Source organism: Corynebacterium sp. KPL2830, from assembly GCF_040225635.1.
Taxonomy (GTDB): domain Bacteria; phylum Actinomycetota; class Actinomycetes; order Mycobacteriales; family Mycobacteriaceae; genus Corynebacterium.
The window spans coordinates 15,801-39,449 of the sequence record NZ_JBEHFR010000003.1; the positions used below are offsets into that span (position 1 = coordinate 15,801).

The window sequence follows — 23,649 nt, forward strand, 5'->3', positions numbered from 1 at the left end:
TCTTAGGAAGCGACGAGTAGTTCGTCGGCTACAGAATCTTTACCGCGAAAATAGATGTAGCCTCAGCTCTTGTAAAAGTGCCACCGAGCTCCTCCGAGTAAGCATGCGTAAAGGCTGGGTGCTTCGCGTCTAATGCGCGTAGTTGATGTTCTCGACACCAAAAGAAAGAACTGCCTGGCGAAACTGGAGTCGTCAGGCAGTCTTCAAAAGCGTCAGCGAGAGCGGAGTCTTAGGCTGATGCAATTGTCGGGGTGCAGTGCTGGCCTATATCCCATACGACGGGAGCCTTTTTACCTCGTACGCGGATCGAAGAAAATAACTCTCAACGATCAACGGACTATTTCAACGTCTTAGCCCAAATTTTGCTCTATGAGAAGGCAACGAGCAACAATCTATTTTTCGACGTTCTGTTTAAAAGAGCTGGAAGGAACTGTCGCAAACTTTCCAGTCTCCATCTTCCTTCTTTAACTCAATTTCGCTGGTATTGAAATAGTTTGCAAAATCTTCGTTATCTGAAGTCACATAAGCTTCATCATCTGACGAGGAATCAGACTCTTCTAGATCTTTGAGCGCATCGTCCTTTTTGTCCTTTAGCTCCTCGAGCTCCTCTTCACTGGGAACATCAGAGGGATTCATGCTTTGGACTGTCGCAACAACTTCATCTGGGGATACTGGGTTTCGCTGCTCTTTGCAGAGATAATCTGTCTGGAATTCATTAGCTTGATCTACCCACTCATGTGCTGATTCTTCGGCCTTTTTGCTGTCGCCAGATTGGTGTTGCTGAGCAGCCTCCAACAGGTTTGTGTGAACTTCCATTTGCTCGTCGGCGGCATTCTTAAGAGCCTTTTCTGGCCCTCCAGAGGAGCCGCAGCCAGTGATGGCTAGTGAAGTGGCCAGTAAGGCGCTTCCCAAGGTAAGCATCCTACGCATTTTCTTCTCCATTCTTTAAAGTAAACGGTGTATCGAGCCATGGCTCTCCGGTCATGGCAACACGGAGTAATTGAAATTTCAGCTGAAATTCAGTATTAGGACAGCCAATTATCAGCCTAACAAATTGAACCCGTAGGCACCTCCGCACTGTGGGATATTTGATGCATCGTTTACGGTGACGAATGCGGTGATGTAACCGAACAATTGGGGCAGCGTGAAGTCATAGCACTCGTCGTGTAGGAGTCGCCAGCGCGACTGGAGTGACCGTCGAGTTTGTTGCAAGCACATACGGGGATGACAGGGGCTGGTGCTGGGATTGACACTAGATGGTTCATTCTGAGGAATGATAAAGCTGCAGAATTTCTGGGCATACCAGGCGGACCCACGCGGCATAGGGGCAACTTTCTAAACAAGCCAAAGAAACCAGCTTTGTCGCCGGACCTTACGGCAAAAAGGGGTTGTTCCGATGTTGCACGTTGAAGGGGTGGGTATAGACGAGCAGTAACTGGTCTTGTATAGCGAGAAGGGGCCTGAAGCTCAGTTTGTGATCCGCATTTTCCAAGCAATGTTAGCCAGTTGCAGACTGTGGTTAAGTATCTTTTGAATAGTTAGGGTCTGTTAAAGAATGAGTCTGATGACACGGAAGGGACCAAACCAAAGCGTATGTGAGGAACCTCACATATAATATTTTTGGCGCTCTTTACTTGGAGTTTGAAGAGTAAATCGCCGGTTGCGGAGTGTGTGAGTTTCGGCCATTTCTGCAGTGTATCCCCTTTAAAATTCAGTAATAACTTTATTGGATGCTCGTTATGGTGCGTTTGTCTCGGCTTGGTCAAAATAAGATAACGAACGTGTAACGAAGCCGGATCCGAGATTGCGAATGGACATTGATTGTGATGATTTCGTAACCTATTCGAGACATTGAGTTACCGCCCGAAAGGTGCTCAATAGGAAATGAAAATTTAAAGCGTCGCATCTGGCTCCTCCTAGTGAGGGGCCGAGTGGAGGAAGGCCTAAAGGAACGGTCTTCCAATGAACACTAGGCCCTAGGGTCAGAGCTTTTCTACAAGGAAAGTAGACGCGTAGGAAGATTTGGAGTTTTTCTCGTGGCAAAGCACCGTCGTCAGGGCACTGTAAATACCCGTCGTATCGCATCTACTGCAGCCATCGCTGCAACCGCAGCCGTCGCCGCCCCAGGCGTCGCTCAGGCTGCCGAGGTCGTTGTTCCTAATACCGACTACCGTTTCGAGGTTGCCGGTCTGGAAAACGTCCCGAACATTGACCAGGTCCCAAACATTGACAAGTACGTCCCGTCCTTGGGCCAGGTTTCCAACCAGGGTGGCGACGATTTCGTCGCTGCTGCAGAGCAGCAGGCTGCTCCGGCCCCGTCCACCGTTGGTCAGAAGGCTCTGGAAGCTGCACGCTCCGTCCTTGGCTCGCCGTACGTTTACGGCGCTGCTGGCCCGAACGCTTTCGACTGCTCCGGTTTGACCAGCTGGGCTTACTCCCAGGCTGGCGTTCAGATTCCGCGTACCTCCCAGGCTCAGGCTGCTGGCGGTACCCCTGTTTCCTTGGACCAGCTCCAGCCTGGTGACATCATTTCCTACTACGGTGGCGCTTCCCACGTCGGTATCTACACCGGCAACGGCACTATCATTGACGCGCTTAACTCCGGCACCCCTGTGCAGGAGCGCGACTTGAACTACATGCCGATTAACAATGCCGTGCGCTTCTAATTGGCAGTGATATGACATGCCCTTCCCTTTGTGAAAAAGGGAAGGGTTTTGCTGTGCAACGGCGGCTAAAACCCGCTATAGTAAATTCGATTTTTGAAAATTTTGAGTTGAAGGTCTTTTCGTGTCTAAACGTGTGCTCCCAGCTGCCGCATTAACCGCAGTCCTCGCTGTCACTTCACTTTCTGGCCTCCCGCAAGTTATTGCGCAGGAGGCGAAACCGAACCAAGAGTCTGCTTCTGAAAACGTCGATGATCTGGTCGATCGCGTCGGAGAGGTTGCTCGAAAGGTCTCGGCGAAGAATGAGGAAGTCAAAGAGCTAGAAGATAAGCTCGCGGCCAAGGAAGAAGAGGTCGCTCAAGCGGAGCAAGACTCCGCAGAGGCCCAAAAACGCGTACATGACGCGCAGGGCGATGTCTCCACGCAGCAAGGTCGCGTGGACGACTTGGCACAGTCTCGCTACCGGGGAGACTCCCGTTCCGCCGTTTCGGGCGCGCTGGCTGCAGAAGACCCAGCAGACGCCGTAGAGCGCATGGGATACTTGGGCGCGCTTTCGCGCAAGGCGCAACGCACCCTCGATGCCAAGGCAGATGCAGCCTCAATGGCTGAAGCGGTTCAGCAAGAAGCCGCTGACGCTGCGAAAAAGGTGCGCGAGGAAAAGAAGGACCTCGAAAAGCAGCGCGATGAACTGGTAAAGCAAAAGGATGCGCTGGAAGAGCAGCAGGCAGATATCGAAGCTCAAGTGGATGCGCTGAGCGATGAGCAGCGCGAAGCTTGGGAAGGACAATTCGGCGGCACGGATAAGCTGGATTTCGACTTGGGAGAGATCGCCGATGGCGCTAGCTCTGCGGCTCTGTCCAAGTTGGGTTCGCCCTACGGCTGGGGTTCTGCCGGTCCGAACCAGTTCGACTGCTCTGGCCTGATGTACTGGGCATACCAGCAGATTGGAAAGACCATTCCGCGTACCTCGCAAGCACAAATTGCAGGTGGCACGTCCGTGCCGGTGGATCAGCTGCAGCCTGGCGATATCGTGGGCTACTACCCAGGAGTTACCCACGTCGGAATGTACATTGGCAACGGCCAGGTAGTACACGCCTCGACCTATGGCGTGCCAGTTCAGGTCGTGCCACTCAACTCGATGCCTATTTCGGGGACTGCGCGATTCTAAGTGGCCCGCATACTGCTGGTAACGAATGACTTTCCTCCCAAAGTCGGAGGAATCCAGTCCTACCTGCGGGACTACCTAGAAGCGCTCGACCCAGACGATGTCGTAGTATTCGCTTCAACCCAACAGCCACCTGAGGACTATGACGCCTCTGTTGCCTATAAAGTCATTCGGTGGCCACATCGCGTGATGCTGCCCACCCCGGCAACCACGCGCCGCATGCAGGAGATCATCCGGCAGGAAGCCATTGACGTCGTGTGGTTTGGTGCGGCGGCACCACTGGCGCTGATGGCAAAGGCTGCGCGTCAGGCGGGGGCGCGCCGCGTGGTGGCAACGACGCATGGCCACGAGGTGGGGTGGTCTATGGTTCCACTGGCCCGGCAATGCCTGCGGCTGATTGGCAATAACGCCGATGTCATTACGTATATCTCGGATTACACTCTACGGCGCCTGCGCGGGCCGTTTGGTCCGCACCCGGAGTGGGCTCACCTGCCTTCTGGGGTCAGTCTAGATTCGCTTTCTCCCGCAACCCCTGCGCAGCGCATAGCAGCGAAGGCGGAGTTTGGAGTGAGCGGACCTACCATCGTCTGCATTTCCCGGTTAGTCCCGCGCAAGGGGCAAGACCAATTATTGCGGGCGATGCCGCAGGTCAGAGAAGAATTCCCCGATGCGCAGTTGCTGTTGATTGGGCGCGGGCGTTATCACGATGCATTGCAAGAATTGGCGAAGCTTTATTGCCCCGATGCAGTGATTCAGCCGGCCCCCAACATCGAAACCGCGCTTCATGCCGCGGATATTTTTGCCATGCCAGCCCGCACACGCGGCGGAGGCTTGGACGTGGAAGGCTTGGGGATTGTTTACCTAGAGGCACAGGCCTGCGGGGTCCCAGTCGTCGCTGGTGACTCTGGGGGAGCGCCGGAGACTATTACGAAGGAGACGGGGATCGTCGTCAAGGGCATATCTGTTGATGAGCTCGTGGATGCTTTGAAAGAGCTCTTGCGTTCGCCAGAAATACGTACTCGTATGGGGCAGGCGGGACGCAGGCACGTCGAAAAGCACTGGAGCTGGGAGATTATGGGGCAGCGGCTGAGAAAGCTTATGGCTTGATGTGACCCTGGCCCGGTTGTCGGTATATTCTGATATCCATGCTTGAAAATAACTCCGCCGATCTTACTATCGGCTTCGATGTCGGTGGCACCAATGTGCGCGGTGGAGTAATTACTCGAGACGGAGAAATCCTCGCGAGTCGCACCATGCCAACCTCGGGGGATCCGCGCCAACTTGATGATGACCTGGTAGCAATCGTCGAGGAGCTGCGCGCAGACTATCCCGTGGGCGCGGTGGGCCTTGCCGTGGCGGGATTCCTAGACCCAGAGTGTGAGACAGTCCGCTTCGCCCCGCATCTACCGTGGCGGAATGCGCCCGTCCGGAAAAACCTTGCGGAGCGCTTGGGGTTGCATGTCCGGCTGGAGCACGATGCCAACTCCGCCGCTTGGGGAGAATGGCGCTTTGGCGCAGGGCGCGGCGCGAAGGATTGGGTATTTTTTGCGGTCGGCACCGGCATCGGCGCGACCTTAATGACCCATGACACCATCTACCGAGGCGCCTTTGGTACTGCTCCGGAATTTGGTCATATCGTCGTGGTGCCGAATGGCAGGCAGTGCTCGTGCGGCAAACGGGGCTGTTTGGAGCGCTATGCCTCAGGCACGGCCCTGCCGGATACCGCGCGCGAACTGCGGCCAGACTATGAGACCTCCTTGCCGCCATATCCCACCGGTGAGCAGGTTGCACGCGCAGCACGTGGGGGAGACCCACTCGGTATTGCGGTAATGGAGAACTTTGGGCAGTGGTTGGGCCAAGGCTTATCCATCGTGTCTGATGTGCTCGATCCAGAGCTCATTGTCATTGGCGGCGGGGTGTCCCAAGATGCGGATATGTACTTAGAGGAAGCCACCGCTGCCATGGGCCGGGATATAGTCGGCGCTGGGCATCGCCCCCTTGCTCGCGTTGCAACCGCGGAATTGGGCTCGGCAGCAGGTATGATTGGCGTAGCTGACCTGGCCCGCCGCGGCCACTAGAATGAGCGAAGGACGAGCTGGAGATGAAAAACAAATGGTACTGGGCGTTTAAGCACATCTTTTTCGGGCCCGCCCTGCGTGTATGGAACCGCCCTTGGTCAGAAGGAATGGAAAAAATCCCTGCTGAGGGTCCCGCGATTTTGGTATCCAACCATCAAGCGGTGATGGACTCTTTCTTCTTCCCCCTGCTGTGCCCGCGCCAAATTACTTTTTTGGCCAAGTCAGAGTACTTCACCACCCCCGGCCTCGTGGGCGGCATGCAGAAATGGTTTTTCAGCTCCGTCGGGCAAGTTCCCATTGAACGGGATCATGAATCAGCTAGCCAGGCCATGCTCGAGACCGCGCGAAAGATTTTGGGGCGCGGTGATCTCTTTGGTATCTACCCAGAGGGCACCCGGTCCCCAGATGGACGTGTGTACAAGGGGCGTACCGGGATGGGGCGCATTGCCATGGAGACCAATCAGCCGGTCTATCCCATCGCTATGATCAATTCCCGCAAGGCTAACCCGATCGGTTCGTGGATTGTCCGACCCGCCAAGGTGGGAGTGCGAGTGGGAGACCCTATTTACCCGCATGACTGGGCGCGCGAACACGGCCTAGATCCGCAACAGCACGAGACCATTCGCGCGTTCACGGACATGGTCATGGGGACATTAGCCGAGCTCTCCGACAATCCTTACGTGGATGTCTATGCGGCTGATGTAAAGGAATCATTAAAGGCCGGCCACGGGTACCCCGCCGGTGCGGAGATTAAAGGGAGGTAATTACAATTCCTCAGGCCCGCTTAGCGTGGCCGGATACCGCAAAAGGAATTTCTATCATCGGCGTGGTGCTCCTACACATCACGCTGAAGGTGCCAGGAGCCGAACAAACGTGGCTAGCAACTCTCAATACCTATCTCGACCCCCTGCGCCTTCCCCTGTTCTTTCTGGTCTCCGGCTACTTCTCTTATAAAGTCTTTCGTTACAGTTTCGCGGAGTTATTTACCCGCCGGCTCTGGTTTTTCCTCATTCCTTATTTGGTGTGGATGTCCGTGGAGCATTTGACCAAACAGCTGGAATACCAGTGGGTTTTCGGTGACTCCTCCATGGGTATGACCGAGATGCTGCAAAATCTTTTACTTGGCCATACGATGGCGTGGTTTATCCACGCGCTCATTTTGTTCAACCTATTTCTGTGGTGTGTGCGCAAATTGCCTGCGTGGGCGGGCATCGGGCTGAGCTTTACCCCTGTTATTTTTATTGCCTGGCAGGAACAGTTTCAGTTTATTGGCAAGGCCATAATGTTCCTTCCCATCTTTGTAGGCGCCGCCTACCTTCGCGAACCGATTACCCGTTTTGCGGCTGCGGCAGAAGAGGTATTCCGCGGCTCGTGGACCGTGCGCAGTGTTGGAGCGTATGCCGCGGCCATCGGCGCTTATAGTGCAGGCCTGGCCCTGCGCCACGCGTGGGACGGCAACGATGCTGATATTGCTTTTAACTGGCCCCTGCTGGGCGCGGACTTTTTGGGTTGGGGAGATATAAACCTATTAGTGCGCTTCGTGGAACAGGTGCTAGAGGTTCCCGCGGGAATCGTTGGGGCCGTGCTCATTAGCCACATTCCGTGGATTGCAGAAGGCGTGAAGTTCGTCGGCCGGCACACGCTGCCGATTTATCTCTCGCACCCCATCGGCCTGACCGTGGGCTATGGGTACTACATGGCGCATCATGACTATGCTGTGTCTTTGGCTGGGTCGTGGCCGCTGGAAAACACGTGGTTCTGGATCGCCATGTGCTTTATCTTTACGGCCATTTCCTCCCTTGCGCTGTGGGCGCTGGGAAAGGTCCCTATCCTTGGCTGGACGCTGGTTCCGCCGCGGATCGGTAGGCGCCGCCCCGCCGTAGAGCCAATGGTAGCGAACAAACAACTAACAGCACGGTAATGATGACGTAATCATTACCAACGATGTGCTGCCACCCTGTCCAATCCAGCTCCTGGTCCTCGGTATGCGGAACCTGCCAGTGGCCGCGGGCAAATAGCGCCAGCCAGGTGAGAGCCGCTAGGGTCCAGCGTCGGCTGGCAACTAAGTAGACGCCCGCTAATACCAGCCAGGTAAAGTGGTGCGACCACGATACGGGGGAGCACAGCAGTGACACAGACGCTGCCAGCAGCATGAGCACGACCTGATTGCCGTGGGAAAGGCGCTCCATGGCAAACCACACAATTGCGATGACGACGATGACGCCAACGAGCCACAGGGTTTCTGCGTTATCGGGGCTGAGGCGGGTAAACAAGCCGCGCAAGGACTGGTTGGCGCTATAGGCTAGGCCGCCGATGCGCTCGGAATCGCGCAAGGTGGAGGTCCAATACTCAATCGAGCTATGCGGATTGGCGGCAAAGGCGATAAGGCCGGCGGCCACGAAGGAACCCAGGGTGGTAAAGAAGGCCTTCCATTCGCGGCGGACAAAGAAGACAGCCAAAAAGACCGCCGGGGTGAGCTTGATGGCCATGGCGATGCCGGTCAGGATGCCACGGGCCTTGTTCACCCACAGCAAATCGATGACCACGAGTGCGGTCAGCAGGATGTTGATCTGACCAAAGCTAAAGGTCTGCGTGATTGGCTCGGCCAGCATGGCGGCAAAAAGCCCCCAGGCCGCCCATTCCTGGCTGTTTAGGGAGCGCAATACCAGCGTAATGCACACCCACAATGCGAGTACGGAGAGGACCGTGACTACTACGGCGGCAGCGGTGAGGGGGATCCACTGCAGCGGGGCGAAGAGCAGGGCTGCAAACGGTGGGTAGGTAAATGGCAGGGAAAAATTGCGGTCGGTGCCTACGAAATAGTCCCGATCATAAAGATCGCTGCCGAATCCGGCCCCGCCTTCGCGGTAAACATCGAGGTCAATGTGGTAAAAGGCGCGAAACTCGCCCGAGAATAAGGCAGGAATATCGATAATCCACCACAGCGCCACAAGCGCGGACAGGACTAGGGGGAGGGCGGTGGTCCACAGGGCTTTATTATCGGTTCTGCTCACTCGCAAAATTTTACAGTGGCGTGATCGTGGGGCCAATTTCCCGCGCCCATCGCCGCAGCGCTAGGGTTGTAAAACGTGCGTTACTTCTATGACACCGAATTTATCGAGGATGGCAAGACCATTGAATTGGTCTCCATCGGCATCGTCGGTGAAAATGGAAGTGAATATTATGCCGTATCCACGGATTTTGACCCGTCTAAGGCCAATTCTTGGGTCAAGGAAAACGTGTTGGCTAAGCTGCCCAGCCCCCAGGATTCCGCATGGAAGCCTGCGCGCACCATCCGCACGGAAATCCTGGAGTTTCTAACGCGCAGCTCTACGCCCATTGAATTATGGGCTTGGGTCGGCGCGTATGACCACGTGGTCTTGGCACAGCTGTGGGGCGATATGGCAAGCTTGCCCAAGCGCCTGCCGCGCTATACCCGCGAGCTGAAGCAGCTGTGGGAGTTCGCCGGCCGCCCCAGCTTGCCGGCCGTGCCTAAGGGCAATCACGATGCGCTTGTCGATGCCCGCCATAACCTCGCCAAATTCCGCGCCTGCACCGAGGTCTTGCCCTTGTCCAAGGGTAATAGAATCAATTTCTAGCAGTTAACTACCAAGCGACAGGCAGTAAATGGTTAAATGGAAGAGTGAGTTGGACAGTAGATATTCCGCAAAGTGTTCTGCCTGATCTTCCACCTTTGCCAGAGGGCATTGAGGAGGTCTTCCAGGACGTCATCAAGCGTGACGCAAAGCAACAGCCCAGTTGGGATCCCACCCAAGCCGATAACGTGCGCAAGATTCTCGAGTCGGTGCCGCCCATCGTGGTTGCCCCAGAGATTGAGAAGCTCAAGCGGCAGCTTGCCGATGTCGCATTAGGCAACGCCTTCCTGCTGCAAGGCGGCGATTGCGCCGAGACCTTTGAATCGAATACCGAGCCGCATATTCGCGGCAATGTTAAGACCTTGCTGCAGATGGCCGTCGTTTTGACCTATGGCGCGTCCGTTCCAGTGGTGAAGCTGGGGCGCATTGCTGGGCAGTATGCGAAGCCGCGTTCTTCGGATACGGACGCCAATGGCTTGTTGAATTACCGCGGGGATATTGTCAATGGCGTGGAACCCACCGATGAGGAGCGCCGTCATGACCCGGCCCGCATGATCCGCGCCTACGCTAACTCTTCCGCGGCCATGAATTTGGTACGCTCTTTGACCTCCTCCGGCACCGCGGATCTCTACCGCCTGCACGAATGGAACCGCGAGTTCGTCCGTAAATCGCGCGCCGGTGCCCGCTACCAGGATCTGGCCCGCGAGATCGAAAATGGCCTGAAGTTCATGAATGCTTGCGGCGTGCAGGATTCCACACTGCACTCGGCAGAGATTTACTGTTCGCACGAGGCGCTGCTGAAGGATTATGAGCGTTCCATGCTGCGCTTGGGCCAAGACGATAATGGTGATACCAAGCTCTATGACCTGTCCGCGCACCAAGTGTGGATTGGTGAGCGCACCCGTGGGCTGGATGACTTCCACGTTAATTTCGCCGCCATGATCGGCAACCCGGTGGGCATCAAGCTCGGACCGGGCGCCACCCCAGAGCAGGCCGTGGAATACGCCGAAAAGCTAGATCCCAACCGCGAGCCTGGCCGCCTGACCATCATCTCCCGCATGGGGCACGACAAGGTCCGCAGCGTCTTGCCACCCATCATCAAGGCCGTCGAAGACTCCGGGCACACCGTAGTGTGGCAGTCCGACCCCATGCACGGCAATACCTTTACCTCGTCCAACGGGTACAAGACCCGTCACTTCGACAAGATCGTCGACGAGGTGCAGGGCTTCTTCGAGGTGCACCGCGATTTGGGCACCCACCCGGGCGGCGTGCACCTCGAGTTCACCGGCGAAGATGTTACGGAATGCCTCGGCGGTGCCGAGGACATCACTGACCTGGATTTGCCGGGCCGCTACGAATCCGCCGTGGATCCGCGCCTGAACACGCAACAGTCCCTCGAGCTTTCGTTCCTCATCGCGGAGATGCTGCGGAACTAGCCCCGACTAGACCCAGAGGGAAGGGGTTCCTTCGTAATAGGAGGAACCAAACCACCACCCGCTGATAGCGACCGCACCGGTTGCCACCACCACTGCGAGGAGAAAGACCAGCAGTGAGGCAGGATGGCGATTGGTTAGCGGCCGTTCGGCGGGTTCTTCTTCTGCCGCCTGTGCCGGAGGATGCGCGGGAGAATGTGCTGCTGCTCCCGCACCCGTAGCGGGCGCAGGTCCGGGGACAGGCGCTGGGGCTGGGGTCGGTGCTGGAGCAGGAGCCAGCGGCGGCTCGGGGGAATCGTCGACGGGCGCCTGGGGTACATCGAGGCGCGTTTCAAAGTCTGGCTGCGGCGGATCCGGCTCGGGCTCGGGAGGAATAACCTCGGTGGCCCCGCCGTCTAAATGCTCGGTGGCGCCCTGCGGGATTGTCCGCGTGGGCTCAAATACATCCGTGGCGCCGATGCCGGAATAGTCAGTGGGTGTTTGTGCGGTGCGCGCGGCAGCGGCGTTGCGGGGGACCGGGATGGTGACCGTGGGTAGATCCAACTCTCGGCAGATATCCTCGATGGCATCGAGAAACTCCCCGGCATCGGCAAAGCGCTCGCGGGGATCGCGGGCAGTGGCGGTGGCCACGAGGGCATCGACAAGCTTAGGCACGCCCTCAGCGCGCGTGGATGGGGCGGGAACATCCGCGTATAGGCGCGCGGTGGCGTGCGCGATCGGGGTATCCCCAGAGAAGGGCACGGTCCCGGTCAAGAGCTCAAAAAGCACAATGCCGGCCGAATACACGTCGGTGGCGGGGGTTATATCTTCACCGGTGACCTGTTCCGGCGCCAAATACGAGACGGTGCCGACGATCATATTCGAGGTCGCCTGCGCATTCCTCGCACGCACCAAGCCGAAATCGCCCAATTTCACCCGGTGATGCGAGGTAATGAGCACGTTATCCGGCTTAATATCGCGGTGGATAAGCCCCGTGGAGTGCACCTCGGTCAAGCCTTGGAGCACGCTGCGCAGCGTCGATAATGCGGCAGGAACGGTAAGCGGGCCACCTTCGGCAAGCAGCTCTCGCAAAGTGCCGCCATCGATAAGCTCCATGATGAGGTAAATGGGCTCGCCATCGGCGGAAAAATCATGAATGGCCACAAGGTTGGGGTGCTGCAACCGCGCCATCGCGCGGGCCTCGCGGGAAAAGCGCTTGATAAAAACCGGGTCATCGTCATAGCGCTCATCCATGACCTTTGCGGCCACTTGGCGGCCCAAGCGCATATCCACGCAGCGATAGACGGTAGACATACCGCCGCGGGCGATGGGGCGATCGATGCGGTAACGGTCTTCCAACACGTCACCAATTTCCAACCTAGTCATACCTCCCAGTATGGCCGATCCCCTAGGCCGCGTTAAAGTAGGTGGCGTGACTAATGCAGAAAATTCCCTGAATTCCTTATTGGCCGGCGAAGAGCTGCTCAGCATGCAGCAGGTGGCAGACAAGCTAGGTCTTCCCATCACGCGCGCCTATGACCTGCTCCAGGATCGCAAATTCATTGTCTGGGACTCGCCCGAAGGCAAGCGCGTGCCGCTGGCATTCTTCAACGACAAGGGGAGCATCGCCAAGCACGTCACGGGCGTTATCACCGTGCTTACCGATGGCGGCTATGACGACGAAGAGATCCTGCGCCACCTATTTACCGCAGATGACTTCCTGCCAGGCCGGCCCATCGATGCCCTGCATGGGCACCTGGCGCGCGAGGTTATTCGGCGGGCTCAGGCGTCTGCTTTTTAGCCCAGCGCTTGGGGAGTTGAGGGCCTTTTTGGCTCACGCCATCGAACATCCACTGCGTTGCGGACCAGGACAAAACGATGACGCCAATGACCCAGAACCAGTTATAGAGCTGGTGGTTGCCATCGCCGGAAAAGCTCAAGCTGATAAATAACGCTACACCAGAGGTAAACTTCAGCAGCCACAACGGCGGGCGGAAGGTGCCCATGAGCGTAAAGATGGAGGCGTAGTACCACGGCAGGGTCACCGAGTTAAAGACGAAGGCAACCTGGTAGGCCGCCGCGGTGCCCATAATCGCATCCCGAGTCGTATGCCGGCTCAGCCACCACACGATGACCAACCCGATAAGCATGCACACCATTGCGATCGTGCGCAGGACGCCCAAGATGGCGTTATAGGAGGCGTCCGGGTCAAAAATGTGGACCGCGGGGACGATGATGTCTGCGGCCAATGTTGGGCCAGCCAAGGGGTTAATCACCTTAGAGTTGCCGCTTACCTGGGATAGCCAGCCCCATGATGTGCCGGAGGCCCAGGTAATAAGCGCCACGGACGCGATGATTTCCACGGCAGCGATGAGCCCTGAGCAGACGAAGACCACCGCCGTGCGTACCGACGTAGAACCTTTAGGCGCGTAGCGGTGCAGCATCAGCCAGACGATGAAGGGGGCGGCAAAAATTGCGGTCGCCTTCATCGCCACCGCGGTGCCGACTAGCAAGAGCGCGGCGTGGAAGCGCTGGTGCAGCGCCGCCAAAAGCCCCAAGCACACCAAGCCGACCATGAGGGATTCATTGTGCATGCCGCCGATGAGGTGCAAGATGATGACCGGGTTGGCAACGCCGATCCACAGTGCGACCGCAGGATCCGCGCCGAGCTTTCGTGCGATACGCGGCACCGTCCAGGCAATGAGGACGAAACCTGAAAGCGAAAGCAACTTATAGATTATGATTCCGGCGGTGACGTTATCGCCCACGACGGTGGTGACGATCTTGCCAATCCACAGGTGCAGCGGACCGTACGGGGTGGTGGTATTGCGCCAATCTTGCGAGACCTCCAGCAGGAAGGGGCCGGGGTTGATGGCGGCACCCTCGGTATAAGGGTCGAACCCATCGCGGACCATGGCGCCCTGCATGAGGTAGGAATACACGTCCCGGGAAGCCATGGGGCCGGCGAAAAGCAATGGGGTGACCCATGCGATAAGGATGCGTTGTAACTCGCGTACCCCTCCCTCCGGGCGCGGGTGTTTAAGCTGCTTGCGAATAATCATGCGCCCGGCAAGGACCCAGGCGGCGGCGAGGAGGAAGATGCCCACCCAATACAGCACCAACCCGAGGTTGCGCCCGTGCCCGTACGATAAAAATCCGATATTGAGCGCTTCGAGCACGCCGCCGCGATTGCGGGTTGAGCCGCCAGAAAAAGACGAGAAAAGGAGCACACACGAGGCTACGAGGCCCAGCGGGAGCGCGCGGGGGACTGGCAAGGAGTAGGTCTTGGCCACGGTGATACCTACTTTTGGCGCGTCGTCGCCTGAATGGCCAGGTGCTCTAGCGTTTCCGTGATCTGCGGATCCACGTTCGCCGCACGCAGATGAGCCAACCCGGATTCTGTCAACGCGGTGATGCGGCGCTCAATCTCATCGGGGGCGCCAGAATCCGCAATGATTTGGGACAGGCGCAGCAGGTCTTGGGTATCGGAGGTGCGGCCAATGAATTTCCGCAGGGTAGCGGCGGCGCTGGGGTCGCGTTCATCAGCGCGCTGTAGCGCTAGGGCGAGAAGCTCCGTGCGCTTGCCCTCTCGCAGATCGTCGCCGGCGGGCTTGCCCGTAATGGCAGGATCCCCAAAGACCCCCAGCTGATCATCGCGCAGCTGATAGGCGATGCCGATATCGTGCCCATAGCCGCGGAAAGCCGAGATTAATTCCTCGCTTGCCCCCGCGATGGCAGCGCCCAAATGCAGGGGCCGCTCGATGGTATATGCGGCGGTTTTATAGCGGTTGACGGAATTGCTCAGCGCCAGCGATTCGGAACCGGCTGCCTCGAGGGAAATATCGAGCAATTGGCCGCCCAAAACCTCGGTGCGCATTCCCCGCCAGGGCTCGCGCGCACGCTGCAAAGCCTCTGGGCTGAGCCCGGAATCTTGGAACATATCCTCGGCATAGACAAGCGCAAAATCGCCCACCAAGATGGCCACGGACGTGCCAAAGAATTCCGGATCCCCTAAGAAATGGGATTCCCGGTGGAGGCGCTCTGCTTCCCGATGCACCGTTGGTTTCCCGCGCCGGGTATTCGACGCGTCAATAATGTCATCGTGGATAAGCGCGCAGGCTTGGATGAACTCCAGCGAGGATGCCGCGCGCAGCATCGCCTCAGGCGGTTCCGAACCTCGGCCTGCTGCGAGGTACCCCGCCCACGCATACATGGGGCGCACCCTTTTTCCGCCATCGAGGACGAATGATTCCAAAAAGCTCATGGCGGTACTGACCGGGGCGCCGATTTCTGCCACGTGATCCCGGCGCTGGTCCAAGAAGATGGCCAGTTTTTCGCGCACCGCGCCGGGGATATCCGCAAGCTCAGGAATACTCGTCATAGTCACACTTTCACACGATACCGCCTAGAGCCGAGAAGAAATAACGCAGGTTTATAGCGGCAGGCCCACTCCCAAAATGGCAAAGGGCCGGGGATCTGCCGGGTAGCGATGATGGCGCACGACATCAAAGAAGCCCACAGACCGATAGAGGCGAAAAGCCCCGTTGGCTTCCTGTGGTGCTTCCGGTGTTGATAATAAAGCATATTGGGCAGGGATATTCCACAGCAGCCCTTTTAGTAGCTGCCTGCCTAAACCGTGTCCTTGAAAGGAAGGCAGCACGTGTACTTCGGCCACCTCAAAGTAGCTGCGCAGCATGCCCCATTCGGGCTCCGTTGGCCTGCCATTGCGGCGCAGGGCGCGGCGCAGCTCGGAATCCCACCAAGTATCTGGTGAGCCCAAAAATCCATAGGCCACTCCCACGACGCCGTTGTCATGCGCAGCGATAAGCGCTGTAAACCCGGGCCGCATGGAATCCGCTCGCCAATTGTCCACGCTGCGCGAAAACGTGACCGGGTCATATCCCATGGCCTCGATGTAGATCTCCACGAGTTGGGGAGCCAGCATAGAGAACTCTTGCGGGGTTAAGCGGCGGATTTCGAAACTCACGGTATCTATCACACCAGATACGTGTGGCTACCGGCGGAAGAGGGTGGGGCGGGGTTATTCCATAGATCCCTCAAGGTTTTCGAACTGTGTTCAGTGTGTAGGCAGTTATGACTGGTAAAACTCTTGAGCAATTCGAACAGGTGAACTATAATAGGGGGTAGATGTCCGGTTGGCTACTTAAAGTCAACGGCAATCGAACACGGTTAGTTATTAGCGCAGTACAGGAGAAAAACAATGGCACAAATTATTTCGGCAACGCAGTCCCGCTCTACCGGTCGCTTCGCTGGCAAGCAGGGCGCAAAGCGGGCCCACTTTCTTTTCCAGGCCCGCGAGCTTCTAGATCAGGCGAGAAGCTACGCGGCGGATGGCCGCTTTGATCAGGCGTTGGAGGTGGCCTATCAGTCTGCATTGCGTACGGCTGGCGCACGGGTAGCGGTGTCGGTGGTCTCTCGCCGCCGGCGCCTGCCAACGAGCGCGTGGGACCGCTTGGCTCTGGTCGGGGCCGAAGAAAAGCAGTGGGCCGAGGCTTTTAAGTCCTACTCTCGTACCCGTGCTCGAGTTGCATCTGGCTTGGATGCAACTCCGGGTGAGGAGTATGTCTACGGGCTAATGGAGCAGGCGGCGCAATTTTTAGATGAGAGTGAAACCGAGACGATTCTGGGATCCTTTGCGGCATAGCAGCAGCATTGCGGCGCCATAATCACTGTTGAGGGGAATAACTACCTTTTGGGGAACATACTGGTTACTCTGGACGTTAGTATTGGTAGAAGATATATCGGCCGAAGCCCAGTCCCTAGTTGGAGGAATAGTGTCTCTTTCTGAACAGGAGCAACGCACGCTCCGTGAAATAGAGGAATCGTTATTGGCGGACGATCCTAAATTTGGCGCTTCTGTGTCTGAATCTACCTCGATCGGCGGTTCCGGCGGCGCAGTTACCCTGCGTGGAATTGCGCTCATCGTGGTTGGTCTGTGCATGCTCGTCGGCGGCGTGGCTTTGGCGCAGCAAAGTTTGTGGTTTATTGCGCTGTCCATTGCAGGATTCCTTGTTATGTTCGCCGCTGGCGTATGGATGCTTCGTGGTGACCAACCCGCTAGCGCGGGAAAGAAAAAGTCTTCCAATGGACGGTCAAAGAAGGCAGCGTCGTCTCGCAGCAATGGAGTAGGCAGCAAGCTGGAAGAAAACTTCCGTCGGCGCTTTGAGGAGAGCTAACCGCGGACTCTTCATTTCCCCAGTCACCAGGAAGGGTGGCTGGGGATTTTTTATGGCTCACCAAAATTTCCCACTTCGTCCCACCTTTTCACCAAAACTGCGGTGCGGTGGGGGATTGTGGGTACTGGAGGGTGAGTACCTGTGCAATAAGCAGGTAATGCGCTGTAAGTGGCCTATGGGGTGAAGTAACTTTGATGTTGTAGGTGGGATTAAAGGGGTGGATCTCCGGGGCTGTCAAGGCGGTCCGCGGGAATTCTGCCCACCGTAAAAACACCCCTTTAACTGCATATACTTTTTGAGTTGTTAAGAATATGGCGTTTTAAGTGGGGCATGTGGGGGAAAGTGGGGTAGAGTGGGGCGCAGCGGAGGAATGGGATTGAAAAACTCACTTCTGCCGTGAGGGAATCCGGAGTTGTCGAGTGAGGAAGGTGGACGCCGGGATGTTTCTCGGAACCTACACTCCGAAACTTGATGACAAAGGGCGCTTAACGCTTCCTGCAAAATTTCGCGATGAACTCGCAGGTGGCCTGATGGTCACCAAGGGGCAAGACCATTCTTTGGCCGTGTACCCACGCGAGGAGTTCGCCGAACGCGCACGGAAGGCTGCGGCGGTTTCTCGAACCAATCCGGAAGCACGCGCTTTCATTCGTAACTTGGCGGCAAGCGCGGACGAACAGCGGCCCGACGGGCATGGTCGTATCACCTTGTCCGCAGGCCACCGTGAGTACGCGGGTTTGTCCAAAGAGTGCGTGGTGGTTGGCTCGGTAGATTTCCTCGAAATTTGGGATGCAGCCGCGTGGGCTGAGTATCAATCGCAAACTGAAGATGCTTATTCGGCAGCAGATGCCGATGACGTACTTGCGGGCTTGCTGTAAAAGCCCGCATCTCGAGTGCGTGTAAGGACTCTGTCCGAGGCGGATGATTCTGGTGTACTTCCCCGATATCAGAAACCTGCCTCGGACAGGGCCCTATATGCACTCGTCGTGCTTTCCACGATAGGAAGTCCTGCACAGCGGAAATCAGAAAGGGGGACGCGGGGAGACATGGCTATAACTGACCTTAATTACGATGTGGCGGATAACCACGGCCATGTGCCGGTCATGCGCGAGCGCATGGCAGAGCTCCTGCGCCCCGGGGTAGAGGCTGCGGGTTCGCAGGCTGTGCTTGTCGATGCCACCTTGGGTGCCGGCGGCCACAGCGAGTACTTCCTCCAGACCTATCCGCAGGCGCGCGTTATCGGTGTGGACCGCGATGAGCAGGCATTGCGCAATGCTTCGGCCAGGCTAGAGCCCTTCGGCCCGCGTTTTTGCACGGTTAATGCTCGCTTCGATGAGCTCGGTACCGCCATTGCCCAGGGCGAGGGCGGCATCTTTGACACTGCCCGCACCCACGGTATTGCGGGAGCCCTCTTCGATTTGGGTGTTTCTTCCATGCAGCTGGATCAGGCCGAGCGCGGCTTTGCCTATAAGACGGACGCGCCGCTGGATATGCGGATGGATCCGAGCCACGGGCTTACCGCTGCTGACGTGCTCAATACGTATTCGCACGGGGATTTGGCGCGGATTCTCAAGACCTATGGTGACGAGCGCTTTGCGGGCAAGATTGCCTCCGCCGTGCTCAAGGAGCGAGAGAAGGAACCGTTTAGCACCTCGGGCCGCTTGGTTGAGCTTTTATACTCGACCATCCCGGCGGCAACGCGCCGCACGGGCGGGCACCCGGCAAAGCGCACGTTCCAAGCGCTGCGGATAGAGGTAAACCGCGAGCTGGAAGCCATTGAAAATGTGCTTCCCGTAATCACCAGTGCGCTTTCCATTGGGGCGCGCGCGGTCTTTATGAGCTACCAGTCCTTAGAAGACCGCCTCGTAAAGGCAGCATTCAAGGAGCTATCTACGTCCACCACGCCTGCCGGTCTACCGATGGACCTGCCGGGCACAGCACCGGAGTTCGCCACGGTTACCCGTGGGGCCGAAAAAGCATCTGCGGCGGAAGTAGAAGAAAATTCCCGCGCCGCGTCGGTGCGCGTGCGGGCTCTAGAACGGCTCGAAGGCACGCCAGAATTTTTACCCCCGGGAGGCAACAAATGAGCACCATCCCACGCCGAAACCAGCACTTGACGGACAGCCGCGACAGAGAGGCCACTCGCAGCATGGGCGCCAGCCGAGACTTCACCACCGGAATCGATACGGGAGCGCCTACCGCTGTGCGCGAGCGCACCGCCCCTAGAGCTACCGGGAAAACGGCGCGCCGGACGGCCCCTAGCCGTACCCGGGTTCCGCACCGCGGAGCGAACCGGCTTGGTTCGAAGCAGGTCGTCAGCTTCCGCGGCCGGCGGCTGCAGCAACAGACGAAGCAGAATAACGCATTTGCCCGCGTTGCCGTCTTGGCCGTTACCTTGCTGATTGGCGGGGTAGTGCTGGCCATGTGGCTTTCTGGTTTGTCCACCTCGCAGACTTTTAAAATCCAGCAGCTGACGGTGCAGGAATCGCAGTTGGATAACCAGATTGAATCGCTGAACCGGGACGCAGAAAACTTAAGCTCCTCGGCTGATATTGCCCGCCGCGCGGATGAATTGGGCATGGCAGTGCCGAAGCAACCCGGCGTGACTGAGGTCGGCGGGGATGGCGAGATCATCGCCAAGCGCGAAGGCACTCCTGATACGGAAAAGCTTATCGATGTCAACGGTGAACCCATCCGCCCGGGCCAAGCCTCGAGCGACCCGAAGGATACGGAGGGTATGTCTGATTCCCTCAACGCTGTGCCGCGCGGACAACAGCAACATGCCCGCGGTAATGATGCGGACGAGGATCGGGATGAGCACCGCGGCAGCGATAACGACGATAATCGCGATGACGCCAGCGATAATCGCCCCAACCTTCCCGCCCGCGCGCCGTACACCAGTCAGGCCGATTAAACGGACAGAATAAGTGGTGAAATTCTCTGTGCTCGCGCGTGGTAGCGCGGGCACTGCCCATCTTGTAGGGCACAATCGATACACGCAAGAACCTGTGGCGGCGAAGGGAAGGTGACTGAGCACCGTGACTGCACCGAATAATGGTGGCAACCGTGGATACCGTCCGCGGCCGCGCCGCGCAGCTAGCTCTGTTGTGCCCCAAAAAGCGATCATGCGCCAGCGCCTGCGCATTATTTTGACCTGTGTTGTCGTCGCCACCGTCGCTTTGGCCGGCCGCCTTGCTTGGGTGCAATTGGTCTGGGGCCCAGATCTTGCGGCAAAGGCCGTTACCCAGCGCGAACGCGTCTATATCGACCCGGCCCGCCGGGGAGAGATCCTGGACCGGGATGGCCAGCGTTTGGCCTATACGATGAAGTCTCGTTCCTTGACTGTCTCTCCCACGCGCCTGCGCGATGAGCTGAAAGAGCAGGCGGAAATGGAAGCCACGTCCGAGGGGAAACTCGAGGGCATGGATGACAGCAAAAAAGATGAGTACCTCACCAAACAAATGGAGGACAAACTCAAGGAGATGGCTGAGGGCATCCCGAAGATGATTGAGGATTCGGGTGCCTCTGCCTCCAAGGTCGATGCGAGCGATATTAAAAACAAGCTCAAGGCCGATACGCAGTACGAGGTCTTGGTCCGCAATGTGGACCCGGATGTTGCCGTAGAGATTTCCAATAAGTACCACGGCGTGGCGGCTGACCGGCAGGACATCCGCCAGTACCCGAATGGGGCGATTGCAGAAAACGTCGTGGGCAAGGTCTCGATGGACGGCCACGGACAATTTGGCTTTGAGGCCGCCCGCGATACCGAGCTGACCGGCATTGATGGGCAGTCAACGGAGGATGTCTCCGCCGATGGGCAGGTCATCCCCGGCACGCTGCGCGATGTTGTGGATGCCGTCGATGGTCGCGATGTCACCCTCACCCTGGATTTGGACCTGCAGACTTACGTCCAGCAAAAGCTGGAAAAGGCCAAGGCCAATTCCCAGGCGGAGGGTGCCGAGGCCGTTGTGCTTGATGCCGCGACGGGCCAGGTGCTCGCCATGGCTAATACCGATACGGTGGATCCGAATAAGAATATCGAAGACCAGCTTAAAGAGGGCAAGGATTTCGAGAACCGCAGCATCTCCCATCCCTATGAGCCGGGTTCCGTTGCCAAGATAGTGACGGCGGCAGCCGCATTGCAGGAGGGTATTACCACTCCGGATGAGGTGCACCAGGTTCCGGGCTCCATCGATATGGCTGGCGTGACCGTCAACGATGCTTGGACTCACGGCACCGAGCCGTATACCACCACCGGCATCTTTGGTAAGTCCTCCAACGTGGGCACCTTGATGATCGCGGATAAGCTTGGCCCCGAGAAATATGCCGAGTACCTGAAGAAGTTTGGCTTGGGCGCTAACACGGGCGTTGAGCTTCCGAATGAATCCGCCGGCACGGTGCCAGACCAAGAGCAATGGTCCGGCGGCACCTTTGCCAACTTGCCCATCGGCCAGGGCCAGGCGTGGACGACGCTGCAGATGGCTAGCGTGTATCAAGCATTAGCCAACGGCGGCGAGCGTATCGAACCGCGCATCATCGACAAGATCAAAGACCCCGATAGCGAGACGGAAAAGCTGCTCGAGCCTAAGAAGACCCAGGTAGTGGACAAGGAAACCGCCAAGACTGCGGTGGATATGTTCCGCGCCGTCTTCCAAGATGACGATGCCGGGGTGCAAAACGGTACGGCCGCCAACGCCCAATTGGATGGCTACCAGCTCTCCGGTAAGACCGGTACTGCGCAGAAGGTGGACCCGAATTCCGGGGCGTATTCTAATTCTGCCTACTGGATCACGTTTGCGGGCATTGCGCCTGCCGATGACCCACGATTCGTCGTCGCGGTCATGCTCGATGAGCCCAAGTCCGGCGTGGAAGACAATGGCGGCGGCGGCCAGTCTGCGGCCCCAATCTTCCGGGATATCTCTTCCTGGCTGCTTAACCGCGATAATATTCCTACCTCGACACCAGCGCCGCGGATGACCCTGCGGGAACAATAGGAGCTTGAAATGTCTGTTTCCTTAGAAAAACTTGCGCAGCTTTCGCACGGACGCGTCATCGGTGATGGCACTGTTGAGGTCAGCGCGTGCGGCTTGGATTCCGCGAGCCTTCCCGAAGGCGCATTATTTGCCGCCCTTCCGGGCACGCGCGTGCACGGCGCCCAGTTCGTCGGCGATACCAAGGCGGGCGCGGTGCTTACCGATGCCCCCGGGCTCGATCACCTTCGCCAGGCTAACGAAACCCGGCCGATCATCGTGGTAGACGATAACCGCGCAGTCTTAGGTCCGATTGCAGCAGAAATCTACGGACACCCCACCCGCGATCTCACGGTCTTGGGTATTACCGGCACCTCCGGCAAGACCACGACTAGTTACTTGCTGGAGGCTGGCCTCTTGCAGGCCGGGCACTCCGTCGGCCTTATCGGCACCACCGGCACCCGCATCAATCGCACGCCGGTGCCCACCTCTTTGACCACGCCGGAAGCCCCACGGCTGCAAGAGCTTTTCGCCCGCATGAAGGACGAGGGCGTGACCCACGTGGTCATGGAGGTCTCCTCCCATGCTTTGGAGCTCGGCCGCGTGCGTGGAACCAACTTTGCTGTGGCTGGGTTCAGCAACCTCAGCCAAGACCACTTGGATTTCCATCCCACGATGGAGGAGTACTTTTCGGCCAAGTCCCGGCTATTCCTAGGGGAGCAGGCCGCCCAGCGCGCGGTCATCTGTGTTGATGATGAGTGGGGCGAGCGCCTCCGCGGAAAGATAGAAGACGCCGGTTCTCCGGTTACGACGGTGGCAACGCGTACAGGCGATGCCACGATCTCCGCCCGGCAGACGGCTACCGAGGCGACTGGTGCACAGGAGGTTGACCTCAACCTAGACGGCACCGACTATTCCTTCCGGCTACCGCTGCCCGGCGAATTCAATATCGCCAATGCCGCGCTCGCCCTAGGGATGGCTACTGCGGTGGGCGAAGACCCGCAGGTCTTTTTGACCGGCGTGGAAAACGTCGCCGTTCCGGGGCGTATGGAAAGGATCGACCGCGGGCAGGACTTTGTGGCCGTGGTGGATTATGCCCACAAGCCCGCGGCCATTGCCGCGGTGCTCGATACCCTGCGCCTGCAATTGGAGGGCACCTCCGGGCGCGTGGGCGTCGTCGTGGGCGCCGGCGGTGATCGCGATAGCACCAAGCGGCCGATTATGGGAGAGGCTGCGGCCACCCGGGCGGATCTTACGGTGGTGACCGATGATAACCCGCGCACCGAGGACCCAGCCGCTATCCGCGCGGCGGTCATTGAAGGCGCTCGCCAGGCCGCGCCGGATGCCGATATTCGGGAGCAGGGCTCGCGGGCACGCGCCATCGATGAAGTGGTGAATTGGGCGCAGCCGGGCGATGCCATCATCGTCGTCGGCAAGGGCCACGAGGTAGGCCAGCTCGTGGGCGAGCGAACCCTGCACTTTGATGACCGAGAGGAAATGGCGCGCGCCATTGAGGAAAAGCTGGCAGGAACGGCGCATCGCGATACTCTTAGGGATACGAAGGAGTAGTA

At 58.1% G+C, this 23,649-nt stretch carries 22 protein-coding genes; 16 read left to right on the top strand and 6 right to left on the bottom strand.

The genetic code is table 11. The features are described from left to right. Positions 1 to 411: 411 nt before the first annotated feature. The gene (locus ABRP87_RS01705; RefSeq protein WP_349867336.1) at positions 412 to 942 is read right to left on the bottom strand and encodes a hypothetical protein; all 531 of its coding nucleotides are present in this window, start codon (positions 940 to 942) and stop codon (positions 412 to 414) included. Between the two features lie 1,094 nt (positions 943 to 2,036). Between ABRP87_RS01705 and ABRP87_RS01710 the strand changes: the two genes are divergently transcribed. The 6 genes from ABRP87_RS01710 (at position 2,037) to ABRP87_RS01735 (ending at position 7,827) form a co-directional block, all read left to right on the top strand. Beyond that, positions 2,037 to 2,666 carry a C40 family peptidase gene (locus ABRP87_RS01710; RefSeq protein ID WP_239269954.1) on the top strand — a complete coding sequence of 210 codons (630 nt, stop codon included), beginning with the start codon at positions 2,037 to 2,039 and terminating at the stop codon, positions 2,664 to 2,666. 121 nt (positions 2,667 to 2,787) lie between these two features. Continuing rightward, positions 2,788 to 3,831, top strand: a complete 1,044-nt coding sequence (locus tag ABRP87_RS01715; RefSeq protein ID WP_349867338.1) for a C40 family peptidase — start codon at positions 2,788 to 2,790, stop codon at positions 3,829 to 3,831. After that, entirely contained in the window at positions 3,832 to 4,935 is a 1,104-nt protein-coding gene (locus ABRP87_RS01720; RefSeq protein WP_349867340.1) for a glycosyltransferase family 4 protein, read from the top strand. Between the two features lie 38 nt (positions 4,936 to 4,973). Beyond that, a complete protein-coding gene (locus ABRP87_RS01725; RefSeq protein WP_349863522.1) occupies positions 4,974 to 5,906 on the top strand; it encodes an ROK family protein in 933 nt (310 codons plus the stop codon). A gap of 23 nt (positions 5,907 to 5,929) precedes the next feature. Further along, positions 5,930 to 6,670 carry a lysophospholipid acyltransferase family protein gene (locus ABRP87_RS01730; RefSeq protein ID WP_349863520.1) on the top strand — a complete coding sequence of 247 codons (741 nt, stop codon included), beginning with the start codon at positions 5,930 to 5,932 and terminating at the stop codon, positions 6,668 to 6,670. Positions 6,671 to 6,732: 62 nt separating this feature from the next. Further along, positions 6,733 to 7,827 (top strand): acyltransferase family protein, encoded by a 1,095-nt coding sequence (locus tag ABRP87_RS01735; RefSeq protein ID WP_349867342.1) that lies wholly within the window; start codon positions 6,733 to 6,735, stop codon positions 7,825 to 7,827. On the opposite strand, the gene ABRP87_RS01740 is transcribed toward ABRP87_RS01735, so the two are convergent. Next, a complete protein-coding gene (locus ABRP87_RS01740) occupies positions 7,733 to 8,920 on the bottom strand; it encodes a glycosyltransferase 87 family protein (RefSeq protein WP_349867344.1) in 1,188 nt (395 codons plus the stop codon). The two genes, ABRP87_RS01735 and ABRP87_RS01740, sit on opposite strands and share 95 nt — an antisense overlap. Positions 8,921 to 8,995: 75 nt before the next feature. Here ABRP87_RS01740 and ABRP87_RS01745 point away from each other — a divergent pair, with 75 nt between their 5' ends. Both ABRP87_RS01745 and ABRP87_RS01750 read left to right on the top strand, forming a co-directional pair. Further along, a complete protein-coding gene (locus ABRP87_RS01745) occupies positions 8,996 to 9,505 on the top strand; it encodes a polyadenylate-specific 3'-exoribonuclease AS (protein ID WP_284784644.1) in 510 nt (169 codons plus the stop codon). A 44-nt stretch (positions 9,506 to 9,549) separates the two neighbouring features. Further along, positions 9,550 to 10,938, top strand: a complete 1,389-nt coding sequence (locus tag ABRP87_RS01750; protein WP_349852666.1) for a class II 3-deoxy-7-phosphoheptulonate synthase — start codon at positions 9,550 to 9,552, stop codon at positions 10,936 to 10,938. A 6-nt stretch (positions 10,939 to 10,944) separates the two neighbouring features. On the opposite strand, the gene ABRP87_RS01755 is transcribed toward ABRP87_RS01750, so the two are convergent. Continuing rightward, the gene (locus ABRP87_RS01755; RefSeq protein ID WP_349867346.1) at positions 10,945 to 12,300 is read right to left on the bottom strand and encodes a serine/threonine-protein kinase; all 1,356 of its coding nucleotides are present in this window, start codon (positions 12,298 to 12,300) and stop codon (positions 10,945 to 10,947) included. Positions 12,301 to 12,310: 10 nt separating this feature from the next. Between ABRP87_RS01755 and ABRP87_RS01760 the strand changes: the two genes are divergently transcribed. Then, a complete protein-coding gene (locus tag ABRP87_RS01760) occupies positions 12,311 to 12,715 on the top strand; it encodes an Rv2175c family DNA-binding protein (RefSeq protein WP_349867348.1) in 405 nt (134 codons plus the stop codon). Here the strand turns inward: ABRP87_RS01760 and ABRP87_RS01765 are convergent. From ABRP87_RS01765 to ABRP87_RS01775, 3 genes are read right to left on the bottom strand one after another with little or no spacing between them, the layout of a single operon-like run. Next, a complete protein-coding gene (locus tag ABRP87_RS01765) occupies positions 12,684 to 14,207 on the bottom strand; it encodes an alpha-(1->6)-mannopyranosyltransferase A (RefSeq protein WP_349867350.1) in 1,524 nt (507 codons plus the stop codon). The genes ABRP87_RS01760 and ABRP87_RS01765 overlap by 32 nt on opposite strands. 8 nt (positions 14,208 to 14,215) lie before the next feature. Continuing rightward, positions 14,216 to 15,295: a polyprenyl synthetase family protein gene (locus ABRP87_RS01770; protein WP_349867352.1), complete on the bottom strand. Its 1,080-nt coding sequence runs from the start codon at positions 15,293 to 15,295 to the stop codon at positions 14,216 to 14,218. 51 nt (positions 15,296 to 15,346) lie between these two features. Further along, complete coding sequence (locus tag ABRP87_RS01775; RefSeq protein WP_349867354.1) at positions 15,347 to 15,901, bottom strand: GNAT family N-acetyltransferase; 555 nt, start codon at positions 15,899 to 15,901, stop codon at positions 15,347 to 15,349. 234 nt (positions 15,902 to 16,135) lie between these two features. Here ABRP87_RS01775 and ABRP87_RS01780 point away from each other — a divergent pair, with 234 nt between their 5' ends. The 7 genes from ABRP87_RS01780 to ABRP87_RS01810 all read left to right on the top strand — a co-directional run bounded on the left by ABRP87_RS01780 (position 16,136) and on the right by ABRP87_RS01810 (position 23,647). Beyond that, positions 16,136 to 16,579: an SAV_6107 family HEPN domain-containing protein gene (locus tag ABRP87_RS01780; protein WP_349867355.1), complete on the top strand. Its 444-nt coding sequence runs from the start codon at positions 16,136 to 16,138 to the stop codon at positions 16,577 to 16,579. Positions 16,580 to 16,709: 130 nt separating this feature from the next. Further along, a complete protein-coding gene (locus ABRP87_RS01785; protein WP_023023090.1) occupies positions 16,710 to 17,111 on the top strand; it encodes a DUF3040 domain-containing protein in 402 nt (133 codons plus the stop codon). A gap of 440 nt (positions 17,112 to 17,551) precedes the next feature. After that, positions 17,552 to 17,986, top strand: coding sequence for a division/cell wall cluster transcriptional repressor MraZ (gene mraZ / locus ABRP87_RS01790; protein ID WP_034654127.1), 435 nt, complete (start codon positions 17,552 to 17,554; stop codon positions 17,984 to 17,986). Positions 17,987 to 18,154: 168 nt separating this feature from the next. Continuing rightward, positions 18,155 to 19,195, top strand: a complete 1,041-nt coding sequence (gene rsmH, locus ABRP87_RS01795; protein ID WP_349867357.1) for a 16S rRNA (cytosine(1402)-N(4))-methyltransferase RsmH — start codon at positions 18,155 to 18,157, stop codon at positions 19,193 to 19,195. Next, the gene (gene ftsL / locus ABRP87_RS01800; RefSeq protein WP_349852673.1) at positions 19,192 to 20,022 is read left to right on the top strand and encodes a cell division protein FtsL; all 831 of its coding nucleotides are present in this window, start codon (positions 19,192 to 19,194) and stop codon (positions 20,020 to 20,022) included. Before rsmH ends, ftsL begins: the two co-directional genes overlap by 4 nt. Positions 20,023 to 20,233: 211 nt before the next feature. Then, positions 20,234 to 22,102 carry a peptidoglycan D,D-transpeptidase FtsI family protein gene (locus tag ABRP87_RS01805; protein WP_349867467.1) on the top strand — a complete coding sequence of 623 codons (1,869 nt, stop codon included), beginning with the start codon at positions 20,234 to 20,236 and terminating at the stop codon, positions 22,100 to 22,102. A gap of 9 nt (positions 22,103 to 22,111) precedes the next feature. Next, positions 22,112 to 23,647, top strand: coding sequence for a UDP-N-acetylmuramoyl-L-alanyl-D-glutamate--2,6-diaminopimelate ligase (locus ABRP87_RS01810; protein ID WP_349867359.1), 1,536 nt, complete (start codon positions 22,112 to 22,114; stop codon positions 23,645 to 23,647). Positions 23,648 to 23,649 lie beyond the last annotated feature (2 nt).